Source organism: Achromobacter sp. 1014246743 (assembly GCF_059760725.1).
In genome coordinates this window covers 72,277-91,422 of record NZ_JCBANA010000001.1, presented here as the reverse complement: position 1 = coordinate 91,422, position 19,146 = coordinate 72,277, and the positions used below count along the sequence as shown (strand labels likewise).

Sequence of the window (19,146 nt, the reverse complement as noted above, 5' to 3'; positions counted from 1 at the left end):
GCGCTTTCTCTTTGGGGCATCGGGCGCATACCGGATGCGCCCTGTTTACTTCACTTTCGGCTACCGCCCAGCAACACGGCGATCTGGCGCTTGGGTGCGGACGAATTGCCATTTTGGCGCGGGGCCTGCTCTTGCTCCGGGGCCGGCGCGGCCGAGGGCTCGTAGGGCTTGAGGAAGAAATCGTCCACCGGCTGGCGCGACGAGCTGGAACCATAGCCGCCGCCCGAGCGGCGGTCTGACGAACGGCCACGCTCGCGGCCGCCTTCGCGGCTGTCACGGCCCTCGCGGCCTTCACGCGACGAAGAACCGCGCTCGCGGTCTTCACCGCGGCCATGGCTGCGGGCCACCAGGTCGGCCGGCACGTCGAGCGTGCCACGCGGCACTTCGCGCTTGATCAGCTTTTCGATGTCGAGCAGGAAGCGCTCTTCGTCGGGCGTGAACAGGGCAATGGCTTCGCCGGAGGCGCCCGCGCGGCCGGTACGGCCAATGCGGTGGACGTAGTCTTCGGCGTTGTAAGGCAGATCGTAGTTGATGACGCAAGGCACGCCGGCCACGTCCAGGCCGCGGGCGGCCACGTCGGTGGCGACCAGGACTTCGAGTTCGCCGGCCTTGAAGGCTTCCAGTGCCTTCATGCGGTCGGCCTGGGTCTTGTCGCCGTGGATGGATTCGGCCTTGACGCCGTCACGCTCGAGTTCGCGGGCCAGGCGGGCCGTGCCGATCTTGGTGTTCGAGAACACGATGACCTGCTTCAGGCCGCGCGACTTCACCAGGTGCACCACGGCGGCGCGCTTCTTGTCGCCCGCCATCTTGTAGGCGATCTGCGTGATGGTGGTGGCCGTGGCGTTGCGCGCCGCGACTTCGATTTCGACGGGGTGGTTCAGGTACGAACGGCCGAGCTTGCGGATTTCGTTGCTGAACGTGGCCGAGAACAAGAGGCCTTGGCGCTGCGCGGGCAGCAGGCGGATGATGCGTTCCAGGTCGGGCAGAAAGCCCATGTCGAGCATGCGGTCGGCTTCGTCCAGCACCAGGATGCCGACCTGGCTGAGATTCACGTTCTTTTGCTCGACGTGGTCGAGCAGGCGGCCCGGCGTGGCGACCAGCACTTCGCAGCCGCGGCGCAGCGCTTCTTTCTGCGGGCCGATGTCGACGCCACCGAACACCACGGCCGAACGCAGCGGCGTCTGCTTGCTGTAGCGCTTGACGCTTTCGTAGACCTGGTCCGCCAGCTCGCGCGTGGGCGTGAGGATCAGTGCGCGCACAGGGTGCCGCGCGGGCGAGGCGCTGGTGTTGGCCAAGGGCATCAGGCGATGCAGGATGGGCAACGTGAATGCGGCGGTCTTGCCGGTACCGGTCTGGGCGGCGCCCATGACGTCGCGCCCTTCGACCACGACGGGGATGGCTTGCGCCTGGATCGGGGTGGGCGTGGTGTAGCCGGTTTCGGCGATGGATTGCAACAGCAGGGGATGCAGCCCGAAGTCGGAGAACGTGGGCGTAGGCGCGGGCGCTGCGGCGGTGGGTGCTGCGGATTGAGTGGATTCAGTCATCAGGGTTTGGCAGATACCGGGACCAGTGAAAAAGAACAAAACGAGAGTGCTTCGAGCACTGCACTACATATGCATCGGGACAACCGGAACGCGCGCCACGCTCGCGCGGCCACGTGCAAACTACCCGCTCATTGCGGGCAATCTGCACCCTGCCTTGCAGGCCAGGTGGCGCATTCTGGTTTCGATACTTATGAGGGGCAGTACCAGGCCCGGATTGCTGTGGATAAGTTGATTTTAGCGCAGCCGGCCTACCACACGGGCAAGCGTGTGTCAGGAATGCCTCGCGGCCGGCTCTGACGCCCGGCCAGCCCGCCCCGGCACGTCCCAAGGAGTGTCCGACAGGTGGACACTCCTTGTGCGGACTGCGGTCGTCAGCCTGCCAACCAGCGCAAGCCCCACAGCACCACCATGCCGACGACGATGACCAGCACCGCGCTGCGGGTGCGCAGGAACACCAGGATGGCTACGACGCCTGCCACCAGCTTGTAGTCGAAAATCGGGCCTAGCCCGGCCTTCCAGGGCAGCAGGTCCGGCACCACGATGGCGGTCAGCGCGGCGGCCGGTGCGTAGCGCAGGGCGCGGCGCACGCCGTCGGGCAGCGGAATGTAGTCGCCGAACAGCATGAAGCCGGCGCGCGTCAGCACGCTGCACAGGGCCAGCAACAGGATGGCGGAATAGACGTAGATCTCGGATGGCCAGAGGGTCATGCGCGCGCCTTGAAGAAGCGTTCGGCCCACATGCCCGCCACGACGCCGGCGATGACCGCCGCCGCCAGGCCCAGGCGCAGCGGCAGCACCTGGCCAGTCCAGGCGACCACGCCGGCTGCCAGCATCGACACCAGCATGGGCTTGGAATTGGCCAGCGGCACTGTGATGGCCAGCAGCGCCAGCACGGCCGCGAAGTCCAGCGACCAGCCGGTCGGCACCATGGTGCCCAGGTAGATGCCCACGATCGACGAGGACTGCCAGACCAGCCAGCCGGGGGCGATGGTACCGATGAAATACCAGAGCTGTTCGCGGGTGCCGCGCTCGGCCGCGTCGCCGAAACGGGGCATGAACAGCACGAAGCCCATGTCCGTGGTGAAGTACCCCAGGCCCAGGCGCTTGGGCCAGGACAGGTGGCGGAAATAGGGTTGCAGCGCGGCGCCGAAGATCAAAAAGCGCAGGTTCACCACGCAACCCGCCGCGAAAATGAGCCACAGCGGGGCCCCCGTGGCGATCAGCGGCAGGGACGTCAGTTGGGCCGAGCCGGCGTACAGCAGCAGGGTCATGGCCAGCGCCATGGATTCGGTCAGGCCCGACTTGACCATGGCCACGCCGGTCACCAGGCCCCAGGTTGCGGTGGCGATCAGGGCCGGCACGATGGCGTGCACCCCGGCCCGGAACGCGGCGACGCGCTCCTGGCGGACCACCCGCGGATCTTCGGTTTCGGGAAACGCGGACTCAGAGGACAACGGCAGGCCCCTGGGTATTCGGACAGGACGACATGGGAACTCTATGGAAGGAAACTCACGACAAGCTGCTCGCCCGCCGGGGCCGCGGCGGCCCGAAGGCACCACGCCGGTGCGCGAATAGGGGCCTATTGTAACCTCGCCGCTTGATACAATACGGCCCTCACATTGAGAGGGGAGCAGACCATGTCGATGGCTGACCGCGATGGCTTCATCTGGTATGACGGCAAACTCGTGCCCTGGCGCGACGCGACCACGCACGTCCTGACGCACTCCCTGCACTACGGCCTGTCGGTCTTCGAAGGGGTACGCGCCTACCATGCCGAGATCGGCACGGCGATCTTCCGCCTCGAAGACCACACCAACCGGCTGTTCAACTCGGCGCACATCTACCAGATCCCCATGCCCTTCGATCGCGACACGATCAACGAGGCCCAGCGGATGGTGGTGCGCGAGAACAAGCTCGAATCCGCCTACCTGCGCCCGCTGGTGTTCTACGGCCCCGAGAAAATGGGCGTGTCGCCCAAGGGCGCGAAGGTGCACGTGGCGATCGCCGCCTGGCCGTGGGGCGCGTACCTGGGCGAAGAGGCCCTGTCACAAGGCATCCGGGTGAAGGTGTCGTCGTTCGCCCGCCAGCACGTCAACGTGACGATGCCGCGCGCCAAGGTGGCCACCACCTACGCCAACTCGATCCTGGCCAACACCGAAGCCTTGCAGGACGGCTACGACGAAGCCCTGCTGCTGGATACCGAAGGCTTCGTGGCCGAGGGGTCCGGCGAGAACCTGTTCATCGTCAAGGACGGCGTGCTCTGCGAACCCGAGATCGCGTCAGCCTTGACCGGCATCACCCGCTCGACCATCCACGCACTGGCCGCCGACGCCGGCTTGCGCATTGTTACCAAGCGCCTGACGCGCGACGACGTTTATATCGCCGACGAGGCCTTCTTCACCGGCACGGCCGCCGAAGTCACGCCGATCCGCGAGGTCGACAACCGCCAGATCGGCACGGGCCAGCGTGGCCCCATCACCGAGAAACTTCAGAAAGCGTTTTTTGACATGGTGAATGGCCGCAACCCGAAGTACCATCACTGGCTGAGCAAAATCTGATTCGCGCCGCCCTGCCTGCCAGGGCGGCATTACTGCCCCAACCTACCGACCACCGGTATTTTTATTCAGGAAATTCCATGACCGCTGCTGCCCCGGCCGCCGTCCCGCACCCCCACGAAGTCATCGAAGTCGGCGCCGAAGACCTGCCCGTCTTCTGTCCGGGCCCCAAGGCCCCGCTGTGGAGCATGCACCCGCGCGTCTTCCTGGACGTCGCCCGTAGCGGCTCGGCGCGCTGTGCCTACTGCGGCGCGGAATACCGGCTCAAGCCCGGCACCATGCTGCACGGCCACCACTAAGCCTACGCCGCAACCGCCAAACCATTGCCGCCATCATGTTCGCCACGCCCGAAGAAGCAGAACACGCGTTCTACGAAGCCCTTGAGCAAGGGGACACCGTCCGCCTGATGCAAGTGTGGGCGGACGACGAGGAAGTCGTCTGCATCCATCCGGGAGGCCTGCGCATCGTGGGCCACTCGGCGGTGCACGAATCCTGGCAGCACGTGCTGGCCAATGGCCCCCTGCACATCCGGCCGCTGCGTCCGCTGGTCATGCTGAGCATGATGTGCGCGGTGCATGTGCTGGTCGAACAGGTGGCCGTGCGCACGCGGGAAGGCACGCAGTTCGCCAACTGCTACGCCACGAACATCTACCACAAGGGTCCCACCGGCTGGCGCATGGTCATGCACCATGCCTCGTCGGCGCCCACGGAAGCCGGGGTGCTCGATTTGCACGACGTACCCGACATGCTGCACTGAAGCGGGTGGATTTGTTGGCTGCTGCTCGTTTCGATTCGACACCCTGCCCCGTACCCTCCTGGTTGCCCGGAGGCGATGCCCAGACGGTCTACGCCGCGCTGTTCGCGCAGTACCACCGTATTGCCTTCGTGCGCGACCGGGTCGAAACGCCCGATACCGATTTCGTCGATTTCGACTGGACCGGCCCCGGGCTGTTCCCGCACAAGGCCGCCGATGGCGCGCCGGTCAGCGGCCAATTGCCCGTGGCCAATGGCAAGACTGCCGCGGCCCGCTGGATGACCGACGCCGACTGGCAATCGCTGCCGCAAACGCCCGAGACCCCGGCCCTGCTGCTGTTCCACGGCCTGGAAGGCGGCAGCAACAGCCGCTATGCGCAGTCCATCGCGCACCATTTCCGCGCACGCGGCTGGATCGTCGTCATTGCCCACTTTCGCGGTTGCTCCGGCGTGCCCAACCGGCTGGCGCGCGCCTATTACTCCGGCGATTCCGCCGAAGTCGGTTTCTTGCTCAAGACGGTGCGCGACCGCATCCCGCACGCGCGCTGGCACGCCGTGGGCGTGTCGCTGGGCGGCAATGCACTGCTGAAGTACCTGGGCGAGCACCACGAAGAGACCACCTGGCTGACCGCCTGCGCGGGCGTGTCCGTACCGCTGGATCTGGTGGCCTGCGGCAAGACGCTGTCCACCGGATTCTTCAACCGCAAGGTCTACACGGGCCATTTTCTCAAGACGCTCAAGCACAAGGTGCTGGAAAAGGCCCACCGCTACCCGGGTGCCATCGACGTCATGCGCATCGCGCATGCGCGCGACCTGCGCGATTTCGATGACGCCTACACCGCGCCCATGCACGGGTTCCGCAATGCGCTGGATTACTGGACCCGCGCATCCAGCAAGCCGTGGCTGCCGCAGATCTCGGTGCCCACGCTGGTGCTCAACGCGCTGAACGATCCGTTCATTCCGGCCAGCGCCTTGCCCAAGCCGGACGAATGTTCGTCCAGCATCCTGCTGCACCAGCCCACCGACGGCGGCCATGCCGGCTTTCCGACGGGCGCATTCCCCGCACACCTGGGCTGGCTGCCGCAGCGCCTGGGCCGCTTCTTCGAGACCGGGCTATAAGTGCCGCGCGGGGGTGCCGGCAGCCTGCCGGCGCCGTCCGGCCCGCGTCAGCCCGACTTGAAGCGCTCCAGCAACTGACGCTCTTCGGCCAGCTTGTCTTTCACTTCCTTGATCTGAACGTCGATCTGCGACTGCTCGTAGAAGTCCGTCGACATGCCGCGCGCCTGCTGCAGCTGCGATTCGGCCGCGGCGAACGCGCCGGTCATCACGTAGTAGCGGGCCAGATCGCGGCGCGCCTGCACCGGCTTGCCGGTGCGCTCTTCGCTTTGCGCCAGCATCTGGTAGAGGCTCGGCTCGTCCGACCCCCACTGCTTGATCTTGGCACGCAGATACTCTTGCGCCTCGGCGTGACGGCCATTGCCTTGCAGCGCCGTGGCATAGGCCAGCCCCAACGCACGCTGCTCGGGCCAGCGCCGGATGGCGGCCTGCGCCAGGTCCTGCGCACGGCGGTAGTCCTTGCGGGCCAGGGCAATATCGATGGCCAGCTTGGCCATCTGCGGCGAATCGCGGCCATCGGCCGAGGCCTGCCCCAGATAGCGCTCGGCCTCGTCCAGGCTGTTGCGCTGGAAGGCCTGCAGCGACAGGCCATAATAGGCCGCCGAGCGGCGCACGCCTGACAGGGCCTGCGCTTCGTCCTGCAATTGCTGGGTCGCCGAACGCAGGCTGACCGCGTCGCGTCCCTGCACCACGCGCATCTTGGCGCGCACGTACCAGAAGTCGTCGCTGTCGACGTGGCGCGACGGCGGCAAGGAGCGCACGCGGTTCTGCACATCGGACATACGCTCGATGGACAGCGGGTGGGTGCTGGCCCAGGAACCGCCGCCGGCGCCCTCGTTCAGGCGCGAGGCGTTCATCAGGCGCGAGAACATCTGCGCCATGCCCTGGGCGTCGAAGCCCGCCTTGGTCAGCATGGTGAAGCCAGCCCGATCGGCCTCGCGCTCGGCATCGCGCGAAAAACCCAATTGGCGGTTGATGGCGGCGGCCTGGCCGAATGCGGCCACGCCCATCGCCAGGTTGCCCCCCCCGCCCGCCAGGGCGGCCAGCAGAGCACCCGCCAAACTGGCCAGCATGACCATGCTGTTCTGATTCTGCTGCGTCATGCCGCGGGCGATATGGCGCTGCACGACGTGGCCGATTTCGTGCGCCAGCACCGCAGCCAGTTCGGACTCGCTGCCCGAGGACACGATCAGCCCCGTATTGACGCCAATGAAGCCGCCCGGCATGGCGAAGGCATTGATCTCGGGGTCGCGCACGCCGAACATTTCAACGTCCGGGACGGCCCCCGGCGAGAACGACGCCAGCTTGCGCCCCATGGTGGTGAGGTACTGGCTGAGTTCGGGGTCGTCGATATACGTGGGATCGCGACGGCCCTGCGACATGATGGCTTCGCCCAGGCTGCGCTCGAGCATGGGCGAAAGATCCGCGGCGGACGCGGCGCCCATGGTGGGCAAGCCCACGGGCTGGGCCCAGGCGGCCACGGGCAAAGTGGGCGCGACCAGGGCGAGGCAAATTCCGGCGATCGCGCCCCGTTGCGCAATCGAGCAAATGGATGGCATTTTCCTGCGGTTCATAAGCCTATGATAGCGATGCGCTTAAAATGTTTCATCGTTACCCCCTACGAGGTTTCAATGCGTCCCGTCCGTAAAGCCGTTTTCCCCGTCGCCGGCATGGGCACGCGCTTCCTGCCCGCCACGAAGGCGATGCCCAAGGAAATGCTGCCCGTGGTCGACAAGCCGCTGATTCAGTACGCCGTCGAAGAAGCCGTGGCTGCGGGCATTACCGACCTGATCTTCGTTACGGGTCGCAACAAGCGCGCCATCGAAGACCATTTCGACTCCGCCCCCGAGCTCGAATCCGACCTCGAAAGCAAGGGCAAGCATGAGCTTCTGGCCATGGTGCGGGGCATTCTACCTGCCCACGTCAATTGCCTCTATATCCGCCAGTCGGCCCCGCTGGGCCTGGGGCACGCCGTGCTGTCGGCCGCCCCCGCCGTGGGCGACGAACCCTTCGCCGTGCTGCTGGCCGACGACCTGATCGACGCCGATACCCCCGCGATGAAGCAATTGGTGGATATCGCCGTCGCCCAGAACGCCAGTGTCCTGGGCGTGCAGGACGTGCCGCGAGAAGACACCCGCAAGTACGGCATCGTGGCTACCCGCGCGGGCGACACGCGCGCCGACGGCCGCACCGAACGCGTGACCCATATCGTGGAAAAGCCCGACCCCGACGCCGCGCCCTCGACGCTGGCAGTGGTGGGCCGGTACGTGCTGGAAGCCGCGATCTTCGACCACCTGCGCTCGACCAAGATGGGTGCCGGCAACGAGATCCAGTTGACCGACGGCATCGCCTCGATGATGCGCGAACGCGCGGTGTATGCGCACCGCTACGAAGGCACGCGCTACGACTGTGGCAATAAGGCGGGGATGTTCCAGGCTACGGTAGCGCTGGGCAGGAAGTACCACGGCCTGCTGACGGATTGATGCGGCGGCCGCGACAGGCCGGCTCCTGAAGACGTCAGGACGGCTCGCGGCCAGGCCTCAGACAGATGCCGCGCGGGCGCGCGCCCGCGCCTTGGCCATCGCGTCCCGGTCGGCCTTGCGCAGGCGCCCCTTGGCCGACAGGCGCATCAGCGTGCCCAAGGCCACCATCAGCCCGATCACTTCCACCAGCGCGGCGGGAATCCACATGGTCAGGCCGCCGATGGTCTGGTCGGTTTGCGCAGACATGGCGATCGCGCGGCCGCACAGCTCGAACAAGGGATAGATGTCGCTTTCCGTGAAGGCGATGACCGCCCCCGCCACCATCTGGGGCAGCATGGTCAGGATCGGTGAGATGACGCGGCCGCCCGGCGTCATTGCGGCAGGCGGACTGGGGCGGCGGTCCAGAATCAGGTTCCAGTACATGAAACCGCTGATCACCACGGACCAGTTCATCACGCGATACAGGCGCCAGTCGAGCATGGAATAGAACTGCACCGACGGAATCAGCCAGACCAGCACCAGGAACACGAACAGGGTCGGCACGAAGATCTTGTGGGTCAGCAGCGTGACGGTGGCGCGGCCCGCGCCCGTGCGCAGGAAATCACGCAGGCGGATCCGCCAGGCCATCGGCAGCCCGGCCCTCATGACCTGCCCGGGAAATGCCGCCATGACCAGCAACGGCCCCAGGTGGTGCAACACCAGGTGCTGGATGCGGTGAATGAAGAACATGCGCTCGGCGTAGTAGTCCAGGCGGGTGTGCATGGACAGGTACAGCAGCACCATGCCCGCCCAGAACAGCACGCGCCGCGCGCCCGAGACGTGGTGCACGAGTTGACCGCGCACGAACAGCACGATGGCCACCAGGAAGGAGGCCACCAGCGTGGGAGAGAACTCCCAGGGTATGAGCCATTCGAGACTGTCCATGCGTGTCATCCGGAAATTGCCGGCGGGGGGAGCCGCCCGGGCCTAAAACGCGCAACCGGGGTCGATTGTAGTAGACCCGGGCGGCCCCCGTCCGGCTCAGAAGCGGTGCGAAATCCCCGTGCCAAAACGCGACGTGTGGGAATGGCCCGGATCGAACTGGTTGTCCAGGGTGTAGTTGGACGTATAGCCGGCGAACGCGTAGAGCGTGGTGCGCGGCGACAGGTCGTAGGTATAACCCAGCGTCACCAGTTGCGCGTTGCGCGCCTTGGCGCCGTCGTCCCATTTCCAGTCGGGGTTGGCCAGCGACCATTGCACCACCACGGCGCCGTGCCCTACCGGCACGCTGGCCCCCAGCAGCCAGGCGTTGACCGTGCCGCCGCGGGCAAATGCCGCCGGCCCCAGGTTCTGGCCGAGGTTGTCGGGGTCGCCGCCGTCCAGGCCGACATAGCCGTTGCGCTGCCGCGACCAGGCCACCGACACCTTCACGACCTCGAAATCGTAGGACGCCCCCAACTGCACGGCCTGGGGCCGCCCGCTGCTGCCGGCGAGCGGTTCGGCCAGGCGCATCTGGTCCCAGGTGGCGACCGCCAGGAGAGGACCGTCCTCGTACTTCAGGCCCAGGCTGATGGCACGGTTGTTGGAGGCGGTCTGGAAGCGGTCGCGGCCGTCGGCGTCGAATGAATAGCCGACGCCCGCCTGAAAACCCTGCCAGGTCGGCGTGTAGTAGTTGACCAGGTTGCTGAACTGGTAATTGTCGGACGCCTTGAAGGTGGCGCCCATGCCCATTTCCTTCCAGGAAGCGAGTTCCAGCGCATTGCCGTAGGTCTTGCCGACGGTGTACTGGCGACCCAGCCGCAGATCGCCGTAGGCCTCGTGCGCCAAGCCGACCCAGGCGCCGTAGTTGAACAGTCGGTCGTCGTCGGCGCGCTTGCCGGTGGACGGGTCGAAGCCGCTTTCCAGCTGGAAACGCGTGCTCCAGCCATCGCCCAGGTCTTCGCTGCCGCGCAGGCCCCACAGGGAATCGGTCAGCCCGCCGTTGAGCAGGCCGCTGTGGCTGCCTTGTCCCGACGTGTGGGTGGTGGCGATGCCCGCATCGACCACGCCATAGAGTTGCACGCCGGGGCCATCGCCCGCCGCATGCGCCATCAAGGGAAACCCTGCCGCGCCCGCCATCAGCGTCTTGGCAACAGTCGTGATTTTCATAGCTATCTCCTGAGTGCGCGGCGGGCGCCCTGCCCGCCGCCAGGTGGTTCGGTTTGACTATTGCCAGCCGTAGCGGCGGACCCAGATGCCCTTGAGCAGTTGCGTCAGGACGCAGTAGCTCAACAGGATGCCTGCCAGCCACGGGAAGTAGGACCACGGCAGTGCCTGCAGCTGGAAATACCCCGCCAGCGGCGAGAACGGCAGGAACAACCCCATTCCGACCACCATGACCGTCATGGCCATCAGGGGCCACGCGGCACGGCTTTGCAGGAACGGGATCTTGCGAGTGCGGATCATATGCACGATGAGCGTCTGCGACAACAGCCCTTCGACGAACCAGCCCGACTGGAACAGCGTCTGGTGCTCCGGCGCATTGGCCTGGAACACGTACCACATGAGCGCGTAGGTGGTGATGTCGAAGATGGAGCTGATGGGGCCGAAGAACACCATGAAGCGGCCCAGGCCGGCCGGGTCCCATTGCTGCGGCTTTTTCAGGAGTTCTTCGTCGACATTGTCGAACGGAATGGCCGTCTGCGATATGTCGTACATCAAATTCTGCAGCAGCAGGTGGATCGGCAGCATCGGCAGGAACGGCAGGAAGGCGCTGGCCACCAGCACCGAGAAGACATTGCCGAAATTCGAGCTGGCGGTCATCTTCAGGTACTTGAGCATGTTGCAGAAGGTCTTGCGGCCTTCGATCACGCCGTCTTCCAGCACCATCAGGCTTTTTTCCAGCAGGATGATATCGGCGGCTTCCTTCGAAATGTCGACCGCCGAATCCACCGAGATGCCCACATCCGCCGCGCGCAGCGCCGGGGCATCGTTGATGCCATCGCCCATGAAGCCCACGGTATTGCCCTGCGCCCGCAGCGTATGGACGATGCGCTCCTTGTGCGCCGGGGTCAGCCGGGCAAAGACGTTGGCCTCGCGCACGGCCAGGGCCAACTGGGTGTCGTCCATGGCCTCGATCTGGTCGCCCAGGTAGACCTTGCGGACCTCGAAGCCCACTTCGCGGCACACCTTCTGCGTGACCAGCTCGACGTCGCCGGTCAGCACCTTCACTTCGATACCGGAATCGCGCAGGGCCGCCAGCGCCGGGCCGGTGGATTCCTTGGGGGGATCCAGGAAGGCGATGTAGCCCACCAGCACCAGGTCGGACTCGTCGGCCACGCCATAGGCCTGCTGCGTGGGTGGCAGTTCGCGCACGCCCACCGCAATGACGCGCAGCCCGTCGCGGTTCAGGTCGGCGGTGACACGACGAATGTCGGCGCGCCGCGCATCGGTCAACAGGTGCACGTCGTTGCCCACGCGCAAGCGCGTGCAGACCGCCAGCATTTCTTCCAGCGCGCCCTTGCAGATCAGTTCGTGGTGCTCGCGGCCGTTTTCGGTTTCGCTGACCACCACCGACATGCGGCGGCGCGAGAAGTCGAACGGAATCTCGTCGATCTTGCGATAGCGCGTGGCCAGGTCCAGCTTGCGCTCGACCTCGGCGTGGCGCAGCACGGCCACGTCCAGCAGGTTCTTCAGGCCGGTCTGGTAGTAGCTGTTCAGGTAGGCATAGGCCAGCACGTCGTCGCTGGTGGCGCCATAGACGTCCGTGTGGCGTTCGAGCACGATGCGGTCCTGCGTCAGCGTGCCGGTCTTGTCGGTGCACAGCACGTTCATTGCGCCCAGGTTCTGGATCGCATCCAGCCGCTTGACCACCACCTTGCGCCGCGACATCCGCACCGCGCCCTTGGCCAGCGTGGCCGTGACGATCATGGGCAACATTTCCGGCGTCAGGCCCACCGCAATCGCCAGCGCAAACAGCAGCGCTTCCAGCCAGTCGCCCTTGGTGAAGCCGTTGATCAACAGCACGATCGGCGCCATCACCAGCATGAAGCGGATCAGCACCCAGCTCACGCGGTTGATGCCTTGCTGGAACTGGGTGGGCATACGCGAGGTCTGTGTCACGCGGCCGGCGAGTTGACCGAAGTAAGTGCCCGAGCCGGTCGCGATCACCAGGGCGCTGCCGGACCCGCTGACCACGTTGGTGCCCATGAAGGCCATATTCTCCAGTTCGAGCGCATTGGCGGTCTCGGTGCGTTGCACGGCGTACTTTTCGACCGGCAGCGATTCACCGGTCAGGGCCGCCTGGGCAATGAACAGGTCCTTGGCGCCCAGGATGCGGCAATCGGCGGGAATCATGTCGCCCGCGGACAGCAGCACCACGTCGCCCGGCACCAGCTCGGCCAGCGGCACTTCGATCTGGCGCGAGCCGGACGCGTGCAACGTGGCGCCGAAGAAGCGCCGGGCGTCGCCCTCGGCCATGCCGGCGGCATCGCTGCGCAGCACGGTGGCGGTGTTCTGCACCATCGCCTTCAGGGCTTCGGCGGCGCGGTTCGAGCGCCGTTCCTGCACAAAACGCAGCAGCGTGGAAATCACCACCATCGAGCCGATGATGATGACGCCCTTCCAGGACTGATCGTCGGGCTCGGCCATGTAGACGTCGGTGACCCAGGACAGGCTGGCCAAGCCCGTCAGGAGCAGGTTGAAGGGATTGCGGAAGGATTGCCACAGGTGGGCATACCAGGTCAGCGGCTTTTCGTGGTCGACCTCGTTGGCGCCGTAGCGCGCCCGGGCCTCGTCGGCCTGCACTTCCGACAGGCCGCCGCGACCGCTGCGGAACATCGAGAACAGGGCGTCGAAATCCATGCGGGATACATCCAGCATGCGGCGATTGGCGCGACGCGACGCGTCGGAAGCCGTAGCGGCCACCGCCTGGCCGGTGCCTTCAAGCATGGGGGAACGCCGGAAATGGCGCCCCGACCGCCGCAACCCGGCGGCGGAAGAGAAAAAGGTCTTCAGGAATTTAAACATCGGAGTGCTCGGGTTCTTGGTGTTGTTCTGGGAGACACGGACGACAGGCAGCCGGGCCTGATCGCAGGCAGCACGGGGCCACGGCCTGCGCCAAGCAGGCCGAATCCGCCACGTACAGGCGTGCGCAGGCACCGGGGCGATGTTGCCGGTGTCCGGATCGCGTCGATGGGCGCGCCGGAGTGCGTGAAGCGGAACGGGAAACTAGCGGAAGAACCGGGGCCGGCGGAACGGGCGCGCGCGAAGCGGGCCTGGCCGGGGGTTCAGGGCTGCGGATTCCGTACGGACCGGGAGACTATCCGGCCAGTCGGCTCGCATGGAGAGGACAGGTCAGACAGGCAACCGGGCGCCACGCACGTGGCGCAATCGAGGCTCGGGGTCTATGGCACTGGGCATGGTCTCTCCTGGGGGAATAGGGGCGGATTCAGGCCGCCAGCGGTTGGGCGCCGAAATGCACGTGGCGCACGGCGGGGTTGGCGCTCAGGCGACGGGCTTGCGACATCAGTTCGCCACGCAGTTCGGGAGGGCAATTGACGGTGATGCAGGCCGACGCCATGGCCGGGTCGGTGCCCTGGTCGATCTGCACCTGCGAGACATCGAGTCCGGCGGCGCTGAAGTCCAGGCAGATCTGCTTGCGCAGGGCGCCCAGCTCGTCACGCGGACAGATGACCGTCAGGCGCGAGGTGCCGCGGCGGCGGCCCAGGGCGGTTGCACGGTCTACGCCGGCGCGGCGCAGGAACAAGTCGAAGAAACGCATAACGACCTCCATTGCAAAATGGGGAGCGGTATCGCGGATACGCGCGCACACACGCACGGCGCTGGGCGGGCGGGCACGAAACAGACGTGCGCGAACGCGGGCGCTGCGACTAGCGGCGGTTCTGGCGGATGATGTTGGGGGAGAATCCTGGCAAGCCGTGGGCTTGCGCTGCTGCCCCGGATGCTGCCTGGGGCTTGGGATACAACCGCAACCTGTTCAACAGGCTGCGGCAGATGGAGTTCTGCGTGGACCTGTTAAACAGCGACGTCGATGCAAGATCGACTACTTTCGCCGGAATCGGTATTCACGAAGACTGCTCCTGAGATGGATAACAGCAGAATTTTACGCGGGTTTCCACTGATGGACAAGGTTTGGGGACATAAAAGGCCCCTTTTGTGCGAAAAAGGATGCAGACCGCTTGCGGCCTGCATCCCTGCCCGGCATCAGGCGTAGAAATGCCAGCCCAGGTAGGCCGCGAACAAGGCATAGAAACCGCCCACCGCGGACAGCGCCGGCACGCTCATGACCGAACGGCGGAAACGCAGCCACAACAGGCTGATCGACAGCATGGTGAACAGGCCGGCCGCCAACAGCGGGCCATCCAGCAGCCAGGGCGTCATGAAGATGCCCAGGGCGCTGGGAATGGTGGCCTGGATCATCATGGCGCCGGAAATGTTGGCCAGCGCCAGGCGTTCCTTGCCCTGGCGCACCCAGATCAGCGCGTTCATGATTTCGGGCAGCTCGGTGGCCACCGGGGCCAGCAGCAATGCCGCCACGTGCGGCGACGCGCCCATGGCCACGCCCAGGATTTCGATCTGGTTGACGAACACGTGTGACGCGCCGGCGATCACGACCAGCGCCAGCAGGGTCTGGGTGGCCGCCCAGAACATCGACGGGTTGTCGTCACGCGGGCGCAGCTTGAGCGGTTCCAGGTCCTCGCAGTCGATGCATTCTTCATCGTTGCTCAGTTCGCGCTTGATGTACAGGCCGTAGGTAGCCAGGAACAGGATGCCCAGCCAGGGCTTCCAGGCAAAAGCCAGAAGGCCCAGCCCGACCTTGAAGACGAAGATGCCCATGAACCAGGCCTGGTCGCGGGCCAGCCGGCGCTGGTCCGCGTTGATACAGTTGGCTTGCGCGGGTTGGCCGCGACGGGCGCGCCACAGGGCAAAACCGACGACGGCATAGGCCAGGGTCGCCAGCACCAGCGGGCCGCCCATGGCGGCACCGACGCCGATGTCTTTCTGTTCGGGGGTGTCGCCGAAGACCACGGCCATGAAGGTGACGGCGCTTTCGGGCAACGCGGTGCCGAAGGCCGCCAGCACGGTGCCGGTGGCGGTCGCGCCCAGCTGGAAGCGATGTCCGACCCATTCGACGCCGTTGACGAAGAATTCGCAGGCAAGATAGATCACTGCCGCGGACAGGAAAAACAGGAACAGGGTGAGCAACATATAGACGCAGCCGGACGAGCAGAAACCAATTGGCGCGACGCAACGGCTCGCCCGGCCAGGGTGAACGCTACGCGGCCAAAGGTCTCGCCTGGCTGATTCGTGCGCGGGTGGGCCGCGACACGAAGACCGTTAGCGCCATGGAGTTCTGGCAACCGCTACGCGGCACCGAACCACCAAGTCTGTTGACGCTAACTCCTTTGGGGACAAAGGATGGCTACTCCCCAATGACAGAGCCGCGATTGTAGCAGCGCGGGCATGACAGTCCAGTGAATCCGCTCGCCGCGCACGGGAATGCGGCCGCACTGTCGCATCGGCGGCACGGCGAGTAAAGTAAATGGCATTCCAGCTTCCTGACGGCGCTGCGCGCCCCTTTGCCCATGAGCCTGCCTCCCGACGACATCGCCCCCTTCGCCGCCCGGCGCCAGCGCCTGATGGAGCGGATGCGCGCGGACGGAGGCGGCATCGCCATTCTGGCGACCGCGCCCGAAGCCGTCCGCAACCGCGACGCCGAATATCCCTATCGGCACGACAGCGACTTTTTCTACCTGACCGGCTTTACCGAACCGGGCGCCTGGCTGGTGCTGGTGGCGGGCGCCACCGACCGTGCCCTGCTGTTCTGCCGCCCGCGCCATATCGAACATGAAATCTGGGAAGGCCACCGGTTCGGCCCCGAGGCGGCAGCCGAGCACTTCGGTTTCGACGACGGGCAGCCGCTGGACGCGCTGGATGAACTGATGCCCAAGCTGCTGCTGGACCAGCCCACGCTGTATGCGCCGCTGGCCGGCGACAAGCGCACCGACGGCCGCCTGCACCGCTGGCTGGCGGCGGCGCGCGAGTCCAGCCGCGGCGGCCACGCGCCCCCGGATCGGCAACAGGACATCCGCCCCATCCTGGCCGAGATGCGGCTGATCAAGGACCCCTCGGAAATCGCCGCGATGCGCCGGGCGGCCAAGATCTCGGCCGGCGCCCACGCCCGCGCCATGCGCGTGGCGCGAGCCGGCATGCGCGAATACGAACTGGAAGCGGAACTGCTGTATGAATTCCGCCGCCACGGCGCGCAGGCAGTGGCCTACAACAGCATCGTGGCCGCGGGCGCCAATGCCTGCGTGCTGCACTACCCGGCCGGCGAAGCCGTGCTGCGCGATGGCGACCTGGTGCTGATCGATGCCGGCTGCGAGGTCGACAGCTACGCCAGCGACATCACCCGCACCTTTCCCGTGAACGGCCGCTACAGCGGCCCGCAGCGCGCGCTGTACGACCTGACCGTGGCCGCCCAAGCGGCGGCCGCGCAGGCCACCGCGCCCGGGCGCGGCTGGAACGACGGCCACGAGGCCGCGGTGCGCGTGCTGGCGCAGGGCATGCTGGACCTGAAGCTGCTGAAGGGGTCACTGGATGGCGTCATCGAATCGGGCGACTACAGCCGCTTCTACATGCACCGCACCGGCCATTGGCTGGGCCTGGATGTGCACGACGTGGGGGACTACCGCCAGCCGGGCGCGGGCCCCGGCGCCGAGCGCCCCTGGCGCACGCTGCAAGCCGGCATGATGCTGACCATCGAGCCGGGCATCTACGTGCGCCCGGCCGACGACGTGCCCGAGGCGTACTGGAATATCGGCATCCGCACCGAGGACGACGCCCTGGTGACGGACGAAGGTTGCGAGCTGATTACCCGCGGCGTGCCGGTACAGGCCAGCGAGATCGAGGCGCTGATGCGCGAATAGGGTTGACGTGGGGGGGCGGCGCGGTCAGAGCGTCAGGCCATCCAGCCAGCCCATCGCCACCCACACATACACCACCACCATGGCGATGGCGAACATGGACACCGTGGCGCCGACCAGGCAGGCCAGGATGGCCACCAGGACCGGGCCCCAGCCCGTCTTGCTGGACGGCGGCAGGCCCGGGTTGTAGAGACGGTCGAATTTCTCGTCGGGCATCAGCGAAAACACCGCGCTTTCGATGAAGCCGTCGATCATGGGAATGAACAGCACGAAGAACGCCGGGTTGTCCCACCAGACCGGGTAGTAGCGGAACGCGCAGAACAGGCTGACCAGCGCCACCGTCGTCACCAGCCAGGCGTGGCGGCGGCCCAGGTACCACCAGTGCGCGCCCAGCCAGCCGAACAGGCAGGCCAGCAGGCCGACAGCGACCTTGCCGCGCGGACGGCGGCCGATGGCGGCGGAAAGCGAAGAAGAAGCTTCGAGCTGCGTCATGTCGATCAACCGGTATAAAGGTCCCTGGCGCCAAGCCGCGCCGGCTGCCGTGGATTGTAGTGGACGGGTAAAATCCGGGCATGACTATCTCCGCCTTCGACATTGCGATTCTTGGCGCCGGCCCGGTCGGCCGGGTGCTGGCGCTGATGCTGGCGCGCGTGGCGCCGGACCCGGCCCGCATCGCGCTGCTGGCCGGCACGGCGCCGGTGCCGGTCACGCCCGACGCCGCGATCCCCGCGGCCGATCCCCGCGTGCTGGCCATGAACCACGGCAGCCGGGTGCTGCTGGAGTCGCTGCAGGCCTGGCCCGCCAAGGCGGCGGACATCCTCAATATTCATGTGTCGCAGCGCGGCCGACTGGGTCGCAGCGTCATCCAGCACACCGATTTCGACGTGCCGCAGCTGGGTTGCGTGGTGGCCTATTCCGCGCTGCATGCCAAGCTGGAAGAGCGCGTGGCCGCCAGCGGCGTGACGTTGCTGTCCGGCCCCCCGGCCCAGATCGACGGCCAGGACGGCGACGGCGTGCGTATCAGCCAGGGCGACACCGCCCTCAGTTGCCGCGTCGCCGTGCAGTCGGACGGCGCAGGCGCCAGCGACCTGCGGCGCGACTACGGCCAGCACGCCCTGCTGACCACCGCCCATGCCACGCTGCCGCGCCGCGGCTGGGCCTGGGAGCGCTTTACCGCGGAAGGTCCGCTGGCGCTGCTGCCGCACCCGCAACTGGCCGACGCCTATTCGGTGGTCTGGTGCAGCGCGCCCGAACGCGCCGCCGAACTGGCCGCGCTGGACAACGCCGCGTTCTCGCAGGCGCTGTCCGCCGCCTTCGGCGACCGCCTGGGCCGACTCTCGTGCCAGGCCCCGCGCCATGTCTTTCCCCTGGCGCTCAGCGCCCGCCGCGCCCTGGTGCAGGGCCGCATGGCGGCCATCGGCAATGCGGCGCAGACGTTGCACCCGGTGGCCGGCCAGGGGCTGAACCTGGGGCTGCGCGACGCCGCCCGGCTGGCCCAGGCGCTGGGCGGCTGGCTGGCCCAGCCCAACGCCAGCCCCACCGCCGCGTTGGCCGATTTCGGCCGTGCGCGCCAGTTCGACCGCGTCGTGACGGCCGGCCTGACCGACCTGATGCCGCGCATCTTCGCCACCGGCCTGGCGCCCGTCGAGCACGCCTGCGGGCTGGCCCTGCTGGGCCTGGACCTGGCCGCGCCCCTGCGGGCGCCGCTGGCGCAGCATCTGCTGACGGGTTTCCGCGCCTGATCGCCCCGTTTTTCGCCTATTTGTTACCAAGCTGTTGCAGGACGAAAA

At 66.8% G+C, this 19,146-nt stretch carries 17 protein-coding genes and 1 riboswitch; of the genes, 7 read left to right on the top strand and 10 right to left on the bottom strand.

Going from position 1 to position 19,146, the window contains the following annotated elements; translation table 11 throughout:
* Positions 1-50: 50 nt before the first annotated feature.
* The 3 genes from AC6LJ2_RS00395 to AC6LJ2_RS00385 form a co-directional block, all read right to left on the bottom strand.
* Positions 51-1,544 (bottom strand): DEAD/DEAH box helicase, encoded by a 1,494-nt coding sequence (locus AC6LJ2_RS00395; protein ID WP_498150511.1) that lies wholly within the window; start codon positions 1,542-1,544, stop codon positions 51-53.
* Positions 1,545-1,915: 371 nt separating this feature from the next.
* Positions 1,916-2,251, bottom strand: a complete 336-nt coding sequence (locus AC6LJ2_RS00390; protein ID WP_263914703.1) for an AzlD domain-containing protein — start codon at positions 2,249-2,251, stop codon at positions 1,916-1,918.
* Positions 2,248-2,997 (bottom strand): AzlC family ABC transporter permease, encoded by a 750-nt coding sequence (locus tag AC6LJ2_RS00385; RefSeq protein ID WP_263914704.1) that lies wholly within the window; start codon positions 2,995-2,997, stop codon positions 2,248-2,250. Before AC6LJ2_RS00385 ends, AC6LJ2_RS00390 begins: the two co-directional genes overlap by 4 nt.
* Before the next feature lie 183 nt (positions 2,998-3,180).
* Between AC6LJ2_RS00385 and AC6LJ2_RS00380 the strand changes: the two genes are divergently transcribed.
* From AC6LJ2_RS00380 to AC6LJ2_RS00365, 4 genes are all read left to right on the top strand, one after another.
* The gene (locus AC6LJ2_RS00380) at positions 3,181-4,101 is read left to right on the top strand and encodes a branched-chain amino acid transaminase (protein ID WP_263914705.1); all 921 of its coding nucleotides are present in this window, start codon (positions 3,181-3,183) and stop codon (positions 4,099-4,101) included.
* 77 nt (positions 4,102-4,178) lie between these two features.
* On the top strand, positions 4,179-4,397 hold the full coding sequence (locus AC6LJ2_RS00375) for a zinc-finger domain-containing protein (protein WP_498150510.1): 219 nt from the start codon (positions 4,179-4,181) through the stop codon (positions 4,395-4,397).
* 35 nt (positions 4,398-4,432) lie between these two features.
* Entirely contained in the window at positions 4,433-4,855 is a 423-nt protein-coding gene (locus AC6LJ2_RS00370) for a YybH family protein (protein WP_006393176.1), read from the top strand.
* Between the two features lie 14 nt (positions 4,856-4,869).
* Positions 4,870-5,970 (top strand): YheT family hydrolase, encoded by a 1,101-nt coding sequence (locus tag AC6LJ2_RS00365; protein ID WP_263914706.1) that lies wholly within the window; start codon positions 4,870-4,872, stop codon positions 5,968-5,970.
* Positions 5,971-6,017: 47 nt separating this feature from the next.
* On the opposite strand, the gene AC6LJ2_RS00360 is transcribed toward AC6LJ2_RS00365, so the two are convergent.
* On the bottom strand, positions 6,018-7,526 hold the full coding sequence (locus AC6LJ2_RS00360) for a M48 family metalloprotease (RefSeq protein ID WP_445658275.1): 1,509 nt from the start codon (positions 7,524-7,526) through the stop codon (positions 6,018-6,020).
* A 72-nt stretch (positions 7,527-7,598) separates the two neighbouring features.
* Between AC6LJ2_RS00360 and galU the strand changes: the two genes are divergently transcribed.
* Complete coding sequence (gene galU, locus AC6LJ2_RS00355; RefSeq protein ID WP_498150509.1) at positions 7,599-8,450, top strand: UTP--glucose-1-phosphate uridylyltransferase GalU; 852 nt, start codon at positions 7,599-7,601, stop codon at positions 8,448-8,450.
* A 57-nt stretch (positions 8,451-8,507) separates the two neighbouring features.
* Here galU and AC6LJ2_RS00350 read toward each other — a convergent pair whose 3' ends face one another.
* From AC6LJ2_RS00350 to AC6LJ2_RS00330, 5 genes are all read right to left on the bottom strand, one after another.
* Complete coding sequence (locus AC6LJ2_RS00350; RefSeq protein WP_498150508.1) at positions 8,508-9,383, bottom strand: cytochrome c oxidase assembly protein; 876 nt, start codon at positions 9,381-9,383, stop codon at positions 8,508-8,510.
* 87 nt (positions 9,384-9,470) lie between these two features.
* Positions 9,471-10,577: a porin gene (locus AC6LJ2_RS00345; protein ID WP_498150507.1), complete on the bottom strand. Its 1,107-nt coding sequence runs from the start codon at positions 10,575-10,577 to the stop codon at positions 9,471-9,473.
* Positions 10,578-10,634: 57 nt separating this feature from the next.
* Positions 10,635-13,436 (bottom strand): magnesium-translocating P-type ATPase, encoded by a 2,802-nt coding sequence (mgtA, locus tag AC6LJ2_RS00340; protein ID WP_263914711.1) that lies wholly within the window; start codon positions 13,434-13,436, stop codon positions 10,635-10,637.
* Between the two features lie 421 nt (positions 13,437-13,857).
* Complete coding sequence (locus tag AC6LJ2_RS00335; protein ID WP_445658272.1) at positions 13,858-14,190, bottom strand: hypothetical protein; 333 nt, start codon at positions 14,188-14,190, stop codon at positions 13,858-13,860.
* Between the two features lie 443 nt (positions 14,191-14,633).
* Positions 14,634-15,638: a sodium:calcium antiporter gene (locus AC6LJ2_RS00330; protein WP_263914713.1), complete on the bottom strand. Its 1,005-nt coding sequence runs from the start codon at positions 15,636-15,638 to the stop codon at positions 14,634-14,636.
* A 79-nt stretch (positions 15,639-15,717) separates the two neighbouring features.
* Positions 15,718-15,880, bottom strand: a riboswitch (yybP-ykoY riboswitch).
* 135 nt (positions 15,881-16,015) lie between these two features.
* On the opposite strand from AC6LJ2_RS00330, the gene AC6LJ2_RS00325 reads away from it, so the two are divergent.
* Positions 16,016-17,359, top strand: coding sequence for an aminopeptidase P N-terminal domain-containing protein (locus AC6LJ2_RS00325; RefSeq protein WP_498150506.1), 1,344 nt, complete (start codon positions 16,016-16,018; stop codon positions 17,357-17,359).
* 24 nt (positions 17,360-17,383) lie between these two features.
* Here the strand turns inward: AC6LJ2_RS00325 and AC6LJ2_RS00320 are convergent, their stop codons facing one another.
* A complete protein-coding gene (locus AC6LJ2_RS00320; protein WP_263914715.1) occupies positions 17,384-17,848 on the bottom strand; it encodes a TM2 domain-containing protein in 465 nt (154 codons plus the stop codon).
* Between the two features lie 80 nt (positions 17,849-17,928).
* Between AC6LJ2_RS00320 and AC6LJ2_RS00315 the strand changes: the two genes are divergently transcribed.
* Positions 17,929-19,098: a UbiH/UbiF/VisC/COQ6 family ubiquinone biosynthesis hydroxylase gene (locus tag AC6LJ2_RS00315; RefSeq protein WP_445658270.1), complete on the top strand. Its 1,170-nt coding sequence runs from the start codon at positions 17,929-17,931 to the stop codon at positions 19,096-19,098.
* The last annotated feature ends 48 nt before the right edge of the window (positions 19,099-19,146 follow it).

What these genes read in the sequence shown, in the direction of transcription:
- AC6LJ2_RS00350 (WP_498150508.1), bottom strand. Translation starts at nt 9,383, where the DNA reads ATGACACGCATGGACAGTCTCGAATGGCTCATACCCTGGGAGTTCTCT.
- AC6LJ2_RS00345 (WP_498150507.1), bottom strand. Translation starts at nt 10,577, where the DNA reads ATGAAAATCACGACTGTTGCCAAGACGCTGATGGCGGGCGCGGCAGGG.
- AC6LJ2_RS00360 (WP_445658275.1), bottom strand. Translation starts at nt 7,526, where the DNA reads ATGCCATCCATTTGCTCGATTGCGCAACGGGGCGCGATCGCCGGAATT.
- AC6LJ2_RS00390 (WP_263914703.1), bottom strand. Translation starts at nt 2,251, where the DNA reads ATGACCCTCTGGCCATCCGAGATCTACGTCTATTCCGCCATCCTGTTG.
- AC6LJ2_RS00375 (WP_498150510.1), top strand. Translation starts at nt 4,179, where the DNA reads ATGACCGCTGCTGCCCCGGCCGCCGTCCCGCACCCCCACGAAGTCATC.
- AC6LJ2_RS00315 (WP_445658270.1), top strand. Translation starts at nt 17,929, where the DNA reads ATGACTATCTCCGCCTTCGACATTGCGATTCTTGGCGCCGGCCCGGTC.
- AC6LJ2_RS00380 (WP_263914705.1), top strand. Translation starts at nt 3,181, where the DNA reads ATGTCGATGGCTGACCGCGATGGCTTCATCTGGTATGACGGCAAACTC.
- AC6LJ2_RS00330 (WP_263914713.1), bottom strand. Translation starts at nt 15,638, where the DNA reads ATGTTGCTCACCCTGTTCCTGTTTTTCCTGTCCGCGGCAGTGATCTAT.
- AC6LJ2_RS00370 (WP_006393176.1), top strand. Translation starts at nt 4,433, where the DNA reads ATGTTCGCCACGCCCGAAGAAGCAGAACACGCGTTCTACGAAGCCCTT.
- AC6LJ2_RS00325 (WP_498150506.1), top strand. Translation starts at nt 16,016, where the DNA reads ATGAGCCTGCCTCCCGACGACATCGCCCCCTTCGCCGCCCGGCGCCAG.
- AC6LJ2_RS00335 (WP_445658272.1), bottom strand. Translation starts at nt 14,190, where the DNA reads ATGCGTTTCTTCGACTTGTTCCTGCGCCGCGCCGGCGTAGACCGTGCA.
- mgtA (WP_263914711.1), bottom strand. Translation starts at nt 13,436, where the DNA reads ATGTTTAAATTCCTGAAGACCTTTTTCTCTTCCGCCGCCGGGTTGCGG.
- galU (WP_498150509.1), top strand. Translation starts at nt 7,599, where the DNA reads ATGCGTCCCGTCCGTAAAGCCGTTTTCCCCGTCGCCGGCATGGGCACG.
- AC6LJ2_RS00395 (WP_498150511.1), bottom strand. Translation starts at nt 1,544, where the DNA reads ATGACTGAATCCACTCAATCCGCAGCACCCACCGCCGCAGCGCCCGCG.
- AC6LJ2_RS00320 (WP_263914715.1), bottom strand. Translation starts at nt 17,848, where the DNA reads ATGACGCAGCTCGAAGCTTCTTCTTCGCTTTCCGCCGCCATCGGCCGC.